General features: G+C 45.7%; 12 protein-coding genes. 2 read left to right on the top strand and 10 right to left on the bottom strand.

What is annotated here, in order from left to right:
• Positions 1-20: 20 nt before the first annotated feature.
• From JQM81_RS04135 to JQM81_RS04145, 3 genes are read right to left on the bottom strand one after another with little or no spacing between them, the layout of a single operon-like run.
• Entirely contained in the window at positions 21-965 is a 945-nt protein-coding gene (locus JQM81_RS04135) for an AEC family transporter (RefSeq protein WP_235232278.1), read from the bottom strand.
• 57 nt (positions 966-1,022) lie between these two features.
• Positions 1,023-1,826, bottom strand: coding sequence for a protein-ADP-ribose hydrolase (locus tag JQM81_RS04140; RefSeq protein WP_235232330.1), 804 nt, complete (start codon positions 1,824-1,826; stop codon positions 1,023-1,025).
• 52 nt (positions 1,827-1,878) lie between these two features.
• A complete protein-coding gene (locus tag JQM81_RS04145; protein ID WP_235232279.1) occupies positions 1,879-2,376 on the bottom strand; it encodes a DNA-deoxyinosine glycosylase in 498 nt (165 codons plus the stop codon).
• Positions 2,377-2,651: 275 nt separating this feature from the next.
• On the opposite strand from JQM81_RS04145, the gene hydE reads away from it, so the two are divergent.
• Entirely contained in the window at positions 2,652-3,710 is a 1,059-nt protein-coding gene (gene hydE, locus JQM81_RS04150; protein ID WP_235232280.1) for a [FeFe] hydrogenase H-cluster radical SAM maturase HydE, read from the top strand.
• A 92-nt stretch (positions 3,711-3,802) separates the two neighbouring features.
• Positions 3,803-5,017, top strand: coding sequence for a [FeFe] hydrogenase H-cluster maturation GTPase HydF (gene hydF / locus JQM81_RS04155; protein ID WP_235232281.1), 1,215 nt, complete (start codon positions 3,803-3,805; stop codon positions 5,015-5,017).
• Positions 5,018-5,139: 122 nt separating this feature from the next.
• Here hydF and JQM81_RS04160 read toward each other — a convergent pair whose 3' ends face one another.
• The 7 genes from JQM81_RS04160 to JQM81_RS04190 all read right to left on the bottom strand — a co-directional run bounded on the left by JQM81_RS04160 (position 5,140) and on the right by JQM81_RS04190 (position 12,504).
• Positions 5,140-6,393: an aspartate ammonia-lyase gene (locus JQM81_RS04160; RefSeq protein ID WP_235232282.1), complete on the bottom strand. Its 1,254-nt coding sequence runs from the start codon at positions 6,391-6,393 to the stop codon at positions 5,140-5,142.
• Between the two features lie 10 nt (positions 6,394-6,403).
• The gene (locus tag JQM81_RS04165) at positions 6,404-7,129 is read right to left on the bottom strand and encodes an NAD-dependent protein deacylase (RefSeq protein WP_235232283.1); all 726 of its coding nucleotides are present in this window, start codon (positions 7,127-7,129) and stop codon (positions 6,404-6,406) included.
• A gap of 11 nt (positions 7,130-7,140) precedes the next feature.
• Positions 7,141-7,803 carry an HAD family hydrolase gene (locus JQM81_RS04170; protein ID WP_235232284.1) on the bottom strand — a complete coding sequence of 221 codons (663 nt, stop codon included), beginning with the start codon at positions 7,801-7,803 and terminating at the stop codon, positions 7,141-7,143.
• A 3-nt stretch (positions 7,804-7,806) separates the two neighbouring features.
• Positions 7,807-8,262, bottom strand: coding sequence for a MarR family winged helix-turn-helix transcriptional regulator (locus JQM81_RS04175; RefSeq protein ID WP_235232285.1), 456 nt, complete (start codon positions 8,260-8,262; stop codon positions 7,807-7,809).
• 62 nt (positions 8,263-8,324) lie between these two features.
• A complete protein-coding gene (locus tag JQM81_RS04180) occupies positions 8,325-9,398 on the bottom strand; it encodes an NAD(P)H-dependent flavin oxidoreductase (RefSeq protein WP_420370567.1) in 1,074 nt (357 codons plus the stop codon).
• A 4-nt stretch (positions 9,399-9,402) separates the two neighbouring features.
• Positions 9,403-11,157, bottom strand: a complete 1,755-nt coding sequence (locus tag JQM81_RS04185) for an acetyl-CoA carboxylase carboxyltransferase subunit alpha (RefSeq protein ID WP_235232287.1) — start codon at positions 11,155-11,157, stop codon at positions 9,403-9,405.
• A 12-nt stretch (positions 11,158-11,169) separates the two neighbouring features.
• Positions 11,170-12,504 (bottom strand): acetyl-CoA carboxylase biotin carboxylase subunit, encoded by a 1,335-nt coding sequence (locus JQM81_RS04190; protein ID WP_235232288.1) that lies wholly within the window; start codon positions 12,502-12,504, stop codon positions 11,170-11,172.
• Between the last annotated feature and the right edge of the window lie 7 nt (positions 12,505-12,511).

Consider the following 12,511-nt stretch of genomic DNA (forward strand, 5'->3'; position numbering starts at 1 on the left):
TCTTTCACTTTACTACGTCCCTAAATTAACGACATGCTCCTCAATACGTACAGCCATCCTGTCAATGTAAATGCGCTGAATAATGTAGTCAGCATTACTACACTGGAGGACAGTACCCCTTCGTGCCCCATATTCTTGGCCATAACAAAGCTGCTTACCGTTGTTGCGGATCCCAGCATCACGAGAATCGCCACCAGTTCTTCCTGCCGGAAACCGAATTGTACTGCAAGTGGCAGGAAGATTGCACAAAATCCTGCCAATTTAATCAATGTGGCTATGACCGTAGGTTTTACCTTTGCAAAGGCTTTTTTAATATCGAAAGTCGCACCCATTGCCATCAGCCCCATCGGCGTTGCTACTCCGGCAATACTGGTCACCGTCTTTTCCATAATATGCGGCATTGGTATCTGAAGAGCAGACCACAAAAGGCCTGCCACAATTCCAATAATAATCGGGTTGGTTACGATACCTTTCAGCGTCTTTTTTATCACTTTTCTGTCCATACCATTCTGTCCCGGGCGGAATACGGATAACACTACCACCGCCATGATATTATACAGCGGCACACTGCCAATGATCATCAGCGGAGCCATCCCGGAAGTCCCATAGATATTTTGTATAAAAGCAATTCCAAGAAGCGCTGCACTGCTGCGATAGGATGCCTGAATGAACTCGCCCCGGATTGAACGATCCTTCCACAGGAATGAAATCAGAGCCGAAACCGCAATGCACAGAAGCGTCACAACAAAGCAGAACAGCACAAACTTCACATCCCATACCTGACTAAAATCCACCGTTGCCAGATCACTGAACACCAGCACAGGCAATGGCACAGCAAAGACAAACTTATTCATCTTCGCAGCAAACACATCATCAATCCAACCAATTTTCTTAAAAACCAGTCCCAGTACCATCATCAAAAACACCGGAACTGTTGCATTTAAACTAAAGATCAAATTCTCCATCTTGAGTCCTTTCTGAATAGGTGGGGACGGGGTAAATTGAAAAAAACCCCGTCCCCCTTAACGAAATAGTTTCTTATATATATTAAAATCTTCTTCTTTAAATACGTTGAATATTACGCGTTCTATCCTTGACTTGGTCAGGTATCTGTCTACGGTCTCGACAGCAATCTGGGCTGCGAGTTTGTTGGGGAAATGGAATTCTCCTGTCGCGATGCAGCAGAATGCAATGGTTTTTAGTCCTTCCTTTTCTGCCAGTTTCAGGCAGCTTAAGTAGCAGGATTTTAATTCTTCTTTTTGCTTTTCCGTCACTTCCATACCTACGATTGGTCCGACAGTATGAATGACGTATCTGGCGGGCAGATTGTATCCGCCTGTAATCTTGGCTTTGCCGGTCGCTTCTTCGTGCCCTTGTGCTTCCATAAGTTCTGCGCATTCGTTACGAAGTTGAATTCCTGCTGCTGAGTGTATCGCATTATCGATGCACCCGTGGCATGGCACGAAGCAGCCAAGCATCTGGCTGTTGGCTGCATTTACAACGGCATCTGCGGCAAGTCTTGTGATATCGCCCTTCCAGAGTGAGATCTTCTCTGCATTTTTCATGTCAGTACAAGGATAAACACTTTGAATTGCAGGGATCTCTTCTATTGTTACAATCCCTTTTTCCTGATTCTCTTCTTGCAGCAATTCGTCCTGCAGCACAAGGAAATCGTCACCGGCTTCTCCTGGAAAACGCACATTCATAAGGCTTCTCAACAGCCGCCTCTTTCCTTCATAATTAACAGGCTCCTGCAAAGATGCATATCCTTGATTTTCACCTTTCAAATATTCAATCAGATGGCTGACTCTTTCTTCTCTTGTCATCATAGCCTGCGTTACCTCCCATTCATCTGCATGATCTTTAATCATACATCTTTTACAAAATATATTTTCGGATCACCGCATACGCCTCGTATAGTTCTTCGTAAGACATCCGGCAATTTGCCGGGCTTGTAGACGGAAGTGCGATTGCCTCCATTTTGGTGCTCGGATAGCAATACCGCCGATACAACTGCGCTGCCTTTGTTCCGGTCGTGAAGATGGCCTGAATCTTTGCCTGCTTTATTACTTTATTCATATCATTAGGGACCGGATTGCGGATGCTGCTGTCTTCCGCGCCACGGATCTCACATCCCGCCAGCACGTCCCAAACTGCGATCTTATTTCTCAGTGCAAATGCAATCTTTTCTTCTTTCGTCTCCGGCAGCGGTTCTTCGCACACATCAGATACGACCTTCCAGAAACGATTCCTGGGATGTCCATAGTAGAAGCCTATCTCCCGGGATTTGGGAGACGGCATGGTCCCCAGCATGAGAATTCTGGAATGTTCATCAAAAACCGGAGCAAAATCATGCGTCACCTGTTCTATTTCCATTTCAATATCATTCTCCTCAATACATCGATTTATTTTCGCATAGTTTCAGTATAACACACTTTCCGTTCGTGAAAACATTATCTTTTATTGTCTGACATCTGCCAGTGTGTTATAATTTCTTTAGCACGTACTAATCACAAAGAATTACTCTGCGTGAGAAGGCGCACAGATTCAAGAAAAACATATGGACAGTACACTATGCTGTCCTTTAGAACCTGACGCCTGATGTGTCAGGTTTTTTCTTTGAAAATAAAGAGGTTAAGAGTGAAAAATTTATGAAAGAAGACAAAGAATTGCAACAATTGATTGACAAATTACATCGCGAACGCAACCTGTCCCATGCAGAATGGACTACTCTGATTGCCGGACGAACACCAGAACTTGCGGAATACTTATTTTCACTTGCCCGCGAAGAACGGCATCAATACTATGGGCATGGTGTCTATGTCCGCGGGCTGATTGAATTTACCAACTATTGCCGCAATGACTGCCTGTACTGCGGCATCCGTAAGAGCAATCTCAACGCGAACCGTTATCGTCTGACAGAAGAAGAGATTCTATCCTGTTGTCAGTCTGGATATTCTCTGGGATTTCGAACATTTGTCCTGCAGGGTGGTGAAGATGGATTTTATACCGATGATAAGATGGTTCATCTCATTCGCAAGATAAAGACCCTTTATCCAGATTGCGCGATTACACTCTCGATTGGTGAAAAATCTCGCGAAAGCTATCAGCGTTTCTTCGATGCGGGCGCAGACCGATATCTCCTAAGACATGAAACCTATAACGAAGAGCACTATTCCCGGCTTCATCCCGCATGTTTAAACGCTAAGGCAAGGCAACAATGCCTGTGGGATCTGAAGGAAATCGGCTACCAGGTAGGAACCGGCTTCATGGTGGGGTCACCATATCAGACCCCCGAACACCTTGCAGAAGATATGCTGTTTATCCATGATCTGAACCCACATATGGTCGGAATCGGGCCATTTATTCCACACCATGACACAACATTTGCCAATGAACCAGCCGGCACACTGGAACTTACCTTATTCATGCTGGGCCTGATCCGGCTGATGATTCCCAAAGTACTGCTGCCAGCTACCACCGCATTGGGAACTATCCATCCTAGAGGCCGCGAGATGGGAATCCAGGCAGGTGCAAATGTCGTCATGCCTAATCTCTCACCAACCAGCGTCCGCAAAGATTATCTACTGTACGACAACAAAATCTGTACCGGAGACGAAGCCGCCGAATGCCGCCACTGCATGGAACGACGCATGGAATCCATCGGATACCACGTCGTCACCTCCAGAGGCGACTCGTTGAACAATTAGGGACACGGTAAAATGAATTTGGGACAGGGATATTTTAATCTGGGACGGAGTAAATTGAAAAAACCCCCGTCCCCACCTAAGGAGGTTTATATATGAGTTTGAATAATACACCATCTGCGGAGCGTGTTCATATCGGTATTTTTGGCCGAAGGAATGCGGGTAAATCTAGTGTGATCAATGCACTGACGGGGCAAAGTCTTGCGATTGTATCGGATGTGAAGGGTACTACTACGGACCCTGTATTAAAGGCGATGGAGCTTCTTCCTCTGGGTCCGGTGGTTATGATTGATACACCGGGGCTTGATGATGAGGGTGAGCTTGGTGCACTTCGTATTCAGAAGGCTTATCAGGTATTGAATAAGACGGATATTGCTGTATTGGTCGTGGATGGTACGATTGGTATGACCGGTGAGGATTGTGCTATTCTTGATCGAATCAAGGACAAGCAGATTCCTTATGTAGTGGTTATGAATAAGGCGGATCTTATAGAGGACAGAACTTTCTCTGCTCAAAATATTCCTGCTTCGTTATCGTCAGATCATGTAATCTGGGTGAGTGCAGCTGATAAAACGAATATCCATGAATTAAAAGAACTGATTGCTGCTCTTGCACCGACAGAAGACAATAAGTTACGGATTGTGGGAGACTTGATTCATCCTTCAGACTTTGTTGTCCTGGTGGTTCCGATTGATAAAGCGGCTCCAAAGGGTCGTCTTATCCTGCCTCAGCAGCAAACAATCCGTGATATTCTGGAAGCTGACGCTACCGCTATTGTAGTAAAAGAACATGAATTGCGGGAAACTCTTGACTCTCTGGGCAAAAAGCCCTCACTTGTCATTACGGACAGCCAGGTGTTCGCCAAGGTATCCGCCGATACTCCCCGCGATATTCCGTTAACTTCCTTTTCCATCTTATTTGCCAGATACAAGGGCAATCTGAAGACTGTCGTAAATGGAGCCAGAACTTTGGATACCCTGGAAGATGGCGACACGATTCTGATATCTGAGGGATGCACCCATCATCGCCAGTGCGACGACATCGGCACCGTCAAATTACCGCGGTGGATTCAGAATCACACAGGGAAGCATCTGAACTTTGAATTTACCAGCGGTACCGAATTTCCATTGGAACTTGGCAAATATAAACTCATCGTGCATTGCGGCGGCTGTACACTGAATGAGCGAGAGATGAAATATCGTATCAAATGTGCGGAAGATGCCGGAATTCCTATGACCAACTATGGAACCGCCATCGCATACATGCAAGGCATCCTGGAACGAAGCATCGAGATTTTTCCCTTTTTATAGATCTCATAACATCTGAATCCTTTCTATAAAATAAAAACAGACAGCGGATACATCTTTTTTCATATATCCCTGTCTGTTTTTATTTTACTGCTTATTCTATGGAACCTTTTCCATTCCTGTACTTATCTCTCTGCATTCTCATGGAATTCCTGGGACTTTGCAATCTCCGCCGCCTGATCGTATCCGATTTTCACAGACATATGCGTCACATCTGCCAGCGATCCTTCCAGATGTTTTCTACACCCTTCTTTATTGACCCGCAGCGTATCAATACATTTCTTGCGGAAGATCTCCGATGCTCGAATCAAAAGTTCCAGACTTTCCAACAGGCTATCTGCGATCAATGGCAGAAATGCATTCAGCTCAAAGTTGCCGTTTGCAGCGGCATATGCAATCGCCTGATCATTTGCCATGACCTTCATGGCTACCTGGGTCACCATTTCTGGGATGACTGGATTCACTTTGCCCGGCATGATAGTACTTCCTGCCTGCACTTCTTCCAGAATCAACTCTCCCAGACCTCCCTTAGGACCAGAATTCATCCAGCGCAGATCTCCGGCAATCTTCATAAGGTTCACAGCAAGTGCCTTCAGTAAGCCCGAGACTTCCACAAAGACATCGTTATTCTGGGTCAGATCTACAGGATATTCTGCTTTCGCAAGCCCGATTCCCGTCATTTCACGTAGATGTTCTATCACCAGATACATATATTTCCGATCCGCGTTATCCCCAAGTCCGATGGCCGTTCCACCGAGATTGACCTGTCGAAGTCTCTCTTCGACTTTATAGATGCGCCAGCGATCTCTTCCAATGGCCTGGGCATATGCTCCGAATTCTTCTCCCATGGTAATCGGCAGGGCATCCATAAGCTCCGTCCGTCCCAACTTCAGAATATCTTTGTATTCCAGTTCCTTCTTCTGCAGGCTCTCCTGCAGTCGGCTGACCTCATCGCTTAACTTACGCACCAGCCGGATTGCTGCAATACGAAGAGCGGTTGGATAGACATCATTGGTAGATTGTCCTTTATTCACATCATCCAGTGGATGAATCACATCATAATCTGTGGCATCCTTTCCCAGAGATACCAGCGCACAGCCTGCCACCGTCTCACACACATTCATATTCGTAGAAGTTCCTGCACCGCCTTGAAGTGGATGAATGCAGAAGTTTTCCTGATACTTTTCCTGCTTCAGATCGTCGCATGCCGCCATGATGGCATCTGCTTTCCACCCTTCCATCAGTCCCAGTTCCTTGTGAGACATGGCCGCAGCTTTTTTGACATCCAGCATTGCATAGATTAACGGAAGGCGGGTTCGCTCTGTCCCCAATGCAAAATTCTCACACGCCTTCTTCGTTTCCTTCCCGTATAACACCATGCTCATCCTCCTAGCAGACAATCTGAGCCATAATCTGACCGATCGGAGCCGCAATCGTAAGCTCTGCTCCAACCTCTCTGGCTGTAGCACTCTTATTGATCACGACCAGATGTTTTCCGCGAAAATAATCGATGAATCCGGCAGCCGGATATACCACCAATGAAGTTCCGCCAATGATCAGTGTATCCGCCATACTGATCGCATGAATGCTCTTTTCAATAATGGAAGAATCCAATCCTTCTTCGTACAACACCACATCTGGCTTGATCACACCGCCACAAGAACACTTCGGAATCCCTTCTGCATTCTTTACATAAGCCGCATCATAAAACTGATGACACCGCTGACAGTAATTGCGATGGATACTTCCATGAAGTTCCAGTACATTCTTGCTTCCCGCCGCCTGATGAAGCCCGTCAATATTCTGCGTGATCACCGCCGATAACTTTCCCGCCGCTTCCAATTCCGCCAGCTTCTTGTGTGCCGGATTCGGTTTCGCATCCAGGAACATCATCTTACTTTTGTAGAATTCATAGAATGCTTCCGTATTTCGCACAAAAAAGCTATGGCTGACGATCTGTTCCGGCGAATATTTATATTGTTGCTGATACAATCCATCCGCACTTCGAAAATCCGGAATATTACTTTCTGTAGATACTCCCGCTCCGCCAAAGAATACAATATTCTGGCTGTCATCAATAATGTCCTGCAGTTTCCTTACTTCCTCTTCATACATTGCGCTTCCTCCTATACAGACTGGTTTGCATGTTCTATCCAAGAGATCACTTCCTCCAGACTCTCCATCTCAGCAGTAATTCCTACCTTCACTTCTTCGGGTACTACAATAATATCCGGAATGTGGATGATATATCCACCCGCTCTCTTTCCAGCCTCCACCCCGGCAATACTATCCTCCAGAACCAGGCATTCTTCCATAGGAAGATGCAGTTCTTCTGCCGCTTTCAAGAAAATATCTGGATTCGGTTTGCTCCTTTCGACTCTGTTTCCGTAAACAAATGTATCAAAATAAGCAGATACCTGTGCCATCTCCAGCATCCAATCTGCCAGTTCCTGGTTGGTAGATGTCGCTACCGCCATCTTAATCCGCTTCTCTTTCAAATATTCCAAAAGCACCAAAAGTCCCGGTTTTATCGGGACTCCATTTTCTTCCATATATTGAATTTGCGCCTGTGTCTTATATTTTTCAAAAAGATCAAAGTCAAATTCCGGACCATAGATATCCAGAATCTCCTTCCCGATCGATGCACGATTTCTTCCGCGAAATCCTTCCACCATCTCTTCGGGAATCTCATACCCAATCTTCTCTCCTGCCTGTTTCCAGAATCGAAAGGACAGTCGCTCTGTGTCAAACATCAGACCATCCATATCAAAGATTACACCTTTTATCATAAATTATGGCTCCTTCTTCTCACTGTATCCGGCAAAGAAATCCGACAATGCATCCAGAGTCTTCATCAGTACCGGCAATTCCTTCTTATCTAATTTGTCCAGAATTGCCTGAGTCATCTGTCGGTGATAGTCCTCATGATGATGGTATGCTTTTATTCCCTTAGACGTCAGCTTCACAAATACGACTCTGCGGTCTTCTTCGCTTCTGTGACGCTCAACATATTTCTTGTTTACAAGACTATTCATCGCTGTCGTAAGAGAACCCACGGTAATATTCAACTGTCTGGCAATGGAAGACATATTTTTTCCTTCTCCCAGTCCAATTGCCTCAATCACATGCATATCATTATTCGTAAGATCTTTGAACTCATCGGTTATAATGGCCTTTTCTTCCAATTCCCAGATCTCGTTGATCAACTTGACCAGAACATGATTAATTGTCATATATGCATCTTCCATTACCCGCTACCCCTTCGCTCGGCTATTCTTTCCAACTCGGGACTTATATCCCTTATCATGTATTATACTATTTCCGGCAGCAAGGAATCAATAACTTCTTGCACCGTTTCCAGACAATCCGCCCGATATGCATAAGCACCACAGAATAACAGCGCATCTTCTACTTCTCCCTTGGCCGCATGAATCAATGCGTCCGTGATACAGTATGGAATCTCATTCGGTCTACACCTGTGAAGGCAGTGGTGACAAGGACTGTGAGGAATCTGCTCACCTGCCATGACCTTTTCCATAAATGGATTTCGGATTGCACGTCCCGGCATTCCTACCGGACTTTTTACAATCACAATATCCTCTTCTTTTGCCTTTAGATATGCTTCTTTATAACGGATATCTGCATCACATTCTTCCGTTGTCACAAACCTGGTCGCCACCTGGATTGCATCTACTCCAAGTGAAAATGCATGTTCTGCCTGCCTGCGGTCTGCAATTCCTCCTGCTAACGCGACTGGTATCTTGCGGGAATACTTCGCTTCATATGACCGAACTGTGTCAAGAATTGTCCGTATCTCCTGATCATATGCCTCTGACTGATATTCCTCCAGCTGATCTTTCGTAAACCCAAGATGACCACCGGCTTTCGGTCCTTCAATTACCAGAAGATCCGGCATACGATGATATTTCTTATCCCAGTACTTCAATATCACTTTCGCAGACTTATCTGTGGATACGATAGGTGCCAGTTTCACATCCGTGCCATCTGCAATCTTCGGAAGATCCGTTGGAAGACCTGCCCCGGAGACAATCAAGTCTGCCCCCGCATCGATAGCTTCTCTGACATAATCTTCATAGTCCTGCATTGCCACCATTATATTGAATCCTATGATTCCTTCCGACGCAATCTCTCTTGCTTTCTGATATTCTTTTCTAATGGCTCTTAGATTCGCTGCCTTTGTATTGGTATCAAAATCTGGTTCCTGAAAGCCAATCTGGGCGGCAGAGATGATTCCTATGCCGCCCGCCTTTGCAACCGCTCCTGCAAGGCCTCCCAGACTGATACCTACACCCATGCCGCCTTGTATAATCGGAACTTTTACTTCTTTTTGTCCCAATCTCAATGAATTGATATTCATATGCATTCTCCTACATCTTACGAAATCTGTTATACCGATGTGCAGATAACTCTTCCTGAGTCAAATCCCCGTAATCTCGCAAGAATCGTTCCATTTCTCTTGCTAACATCTGTGTCATCTGCTTCAAATTCTGCACGGTAAAATGTGGCGGTTCTGGGAATACCTTTTCTACAATTCCCATGTGATACAGATCTTCTGCCGTCAGGCGCATGACCTCAGCCGCTTCTTTTGCTTTCGTACTGTCTTTCCACAGAATACTTGCAAATCCTTCCGGCGACAGAATAGAATAAATAGAATTCTCTAACATCCATACTTCATCTGCCACAGCCATAGCTAACGCGCCACCGCTTCCACCTTCTCCAATAATCATAGACAAGACTGGAACCTTTAAGCTGGACATTTCATAGAGATTTCTTGCAATAGCCTCTCCCTGTCCCCGCTCTTCTGCCTCCAGTCCACAGAAAGCTCCCGGGGTATCCACAAAGCAGATAACTGGACGTTGGAACTTTTCAGCCTGTTTCATCAGTCTCAATGCTTTGCGATATCCTTCTGGTGAAGGCATCCCGAAGTTTCGCTCGATATTTTCCTTCGTATTGGTTCCTTTCGCCTGCGCAATCACGGTAACCGGGATGCCATGGAATCTTGCCACACCACCGATGATTGCCTTATCATCCCCATAATAACGATCCCCGTGAAATTCAACAAAGTCTGTAAATAATGCCTGAATATAGTCGCTTCCTACCGGGCGATCATTCATTCGGGAGAGTAAGACACGATCCCATGCTCCCGCCAGATGATTATGAAGCGGAAGATCCTCATCTGTCTTCATTTTGCCAATTTCATTCATATCCTGCGATTTGTTCTCTGCCAGATTCGACTTCATCTTCTCAGGATTCGATGCATCCTCTTTTTCATGCAGCTTCAGAATCTGAGACAAAGTTTCCTTCAACTGTGGACGTTCCACAATGGCATCAATAAATCCATGCTCCAGAAGAAATTCTGAACGCTGAAATCCTTTCGGAAGCTTCTGTCCAATTGTCTGTTCAATCACTCTTGGACCCGCAAATCCGATCAATGCTTTCGGCTCTGCCAGAATCACATCTCCGAGCATCGCAAAACTTGCGGTCACGCCACCAGTCGTCGGATCCGTCAGCACACTGATATACAGAAGGCCGGCATCACTGTGACGCTTTAACGCTGCAGAAGTCTTCGCCATCTGCATCAGGGATACGATTCCTTCCTGCATTCTGGCACCACCAGAACATGCGAATAAGATTACCGGTAGCTTCTCCTGGGTGGCACGCTCTACCATTCTTGCAATCTTCTCGCCCACAACTTCACCCATACTGGCCATCAGAAACCGTCCATCACAGACACCAACAGCCGTCTCTGTTCCGTTGATGCTTATTTTCCCTGTAACCACAGCTTCTTCCAGCCCTGTCTTTTCCTTCAGACCTTCCAACTTCTCTTCATAGCCTTTATAATTCAACGGATTGCGAGTGGTAAGTCCCTGATCCCATTCTTCAAAGGTTCCCTCATCCGCAATCATTTCAACCCTATGATATGCATGTACACGGAAATATCCTCCACATTTTGGACAGATATAATAACCGTTTTTCACATCTTCCGTAATGATTGCTCCGCCACATTTATTACATTTACGCAAAAGTCCTTCTGGAACTTCTGGTCTTGATGCGCCCAGATCAATATAATTTTTCCTTCCTGAATGTAATCTGGTCTTCTTAAACATGTTATCTAACTTCATAGAACGTCACCTTTACATCTTTTCGATAAACTCAATATCTATATTGCCGGCAAGATAATCCGGATGATTCAATATCTCATACTGATAATCCACGTTGGTATCGATTCCTTCAATAATCACTTCTCCTAATGCACACTGCATCTTGCGGATTGCTTCATTACGATTCTTCGCCCATACGATCAGCTTCGCTACCATGGAATCATAATACGGCGGAATGGTGTATCCGCTATATATAGCAGAATCAATACGGATTCCCTTTCCTCCCGGCAGATACATATCCGTGATAGTCCCTGGGGAAGGGCGAAATCCTTTCTCGGGATTCTCTGCATTAATTCGGCATTCAATCGCATGACCGCTCAGGTGGACTTCATCCTGTGTATAAGATAATTTTTTGCCGGACGCGATACGGATCTGCTCTTTGATCAGATCAATTCCCGTCACCCATTCCGTCACCGGATGCTCTACCTGAATTCGTGTATTCATTTCCATAAAGTAAAAATTTCCATTCTTCTCCAGCAAGAATTCTATGGTTCCCGCATTGACATAATTAGCTGCTTTTGCCGCCTTTACTGCCGCCTCGCCCATCCTGGTCCGTAATTCTTCGGTCAGGGCTATGGATGGTGATTCTTCGATCATCTTCTGATGATTACGCTGAATCGAACAGTCACGCTCACCCAGATGAATCACATTTCCATAACTGTCTGCCAGGATCTGGAACTCAATATGCCTCGGATGCTGTACAAAATGTTCGATATACATGGTGTTATCGCCAAAGGCCATCTGCGTTTCCTTCTGTGCTGTCTGGAAACTCTGCTCGAATTCTTCCGGTGTATTCGCAACTCGCATTCCTTTTCCACCGCCGCCAAGAGCCGCTTTGACGATGACTGGATAGCCGATCTTAGCTGCGATTCGAGCTCCTGTCTGGGCATCATAGATTGGTTCTGTACTGCCCGGAATCACTGGGACACCTGCTGCTACCATGGTATTTCTTGCTTCCTGCTTGTTGCCAAGTTTTGCGATGACCTGTGAACCCGGTCCGATAAACGTTATATTGCACTGTTCACACAATTCTGCGAACTTGCTGTTCTCTGATAAGAAACCAAAGCCCGGGTGGATGGCATCTGCCCCCGTCACGATCGTAGCACTTAAGATTCGATCCATGCTCAGATAACTCTCGCTGGATGGAGCAGGCCCGATACAGACCGCCTCATCCGCCAGTTTCGTATGCAAGGCTTCTCTATCCGCCTCCGAATACACCGCCACCGTCTCGATTCCCATCTCTCTGCAGGCACGGATAATGCGCACTGCAATCTCACCTCGGTTAGCAATTAATACTTTCTTGATCATGCTGTCC

The organism is Faecalicatena contorta, assembly GCF_021531895.1.
Classification (GTDB): Bacteria; Bacillota; Clostridia; order Lachnospirales; family Lachnospiraceae; genus JAFBIX01.

Bases quoted from the DNA above. Each gene is read 5' to 3' on its own strand.
- JQM81_RS04135 (WP_235232278.1), bottom strand. From the start codon at position 965: ATGGAGAATTTGATCTTTAGTTTAAATGCAACAGTTCCGGTGTTTTTG.
- JQM81_RS04140 (WP_235232330.1), bottom strand. From the start codon at position 1,826: ATGACAAGAGAAGAAAGAGTCAGCCATCTGATTGAATATTTGAAAGGT.
- JQM81_RS04145 (WP_235232279.1), bottom strand. From the start codon at position 2,376: ATGGAAATAGAACAGGTGACGCATGATTTTGCTCCGGTTTTTGATGAA.
- hydE (WP_235232280.1), top strand. From the start codon at position 2,652: ATGAAAGAAGACAAAGAATTGCAACAATTGATTGACAAATTACATCGC.
- hydF (WP_235232281.1), top strand. From the start codon at position 3,803: ATGAGTTTGAATAATACACCATCTGCGGAGCGTGTTCATATCGGTATT.
- JQM81_RS04160 (WP_235232282.1), bottom strand. From the start codon at position 6,393: ATGGTGTTATACGGGAAGGAAACGAAGAAGGCGTGTGAGAATTTTGCA.
- JQM81_RS04165 (WP_235232283.1), bottom strand. From the start codon at position 7,129: ATGTATGAAGAGGAAGTAAGGAAACTGCAGGACATTATTGATGACAGC.
- JQM81_RS04170 (WP_235232284.1), bottom strand. From the start codon at position 7,803: ATGATAAAAGGTGTAATCTTTGATATGGATGGTCTGATGTTTGACACA.
- JQM81_RS04175 (WP_235232285.1), bottom strand. From the start codon at position 8,262: ATGGAAGATGCATATATGACAATTAATCATGTTCTGGTCAAGTTGATC.
- JQM81_RS04180 (WP_420370567.1), bottom strand. From the start codon at position 9,398: ATGCATATGAATATCAATTCATTGAGATTGGGACAAAAAGAAGTAAAA.
- JQM81_RS04185 (WP_235232287.1), bottom strand. From the start codon at position 11,157: ATGAAGTTAGATAACATGTTTAAGAAGACCAGATTACATTCAGGAAGG.
- JQM81_RS04190 (WP_235232288.1), bottom strand. From the start codon at position 12,504: ATGATCAAGAAAGTATTAATTGCTAACCGAGGTGAGATTGCAGTGCGC.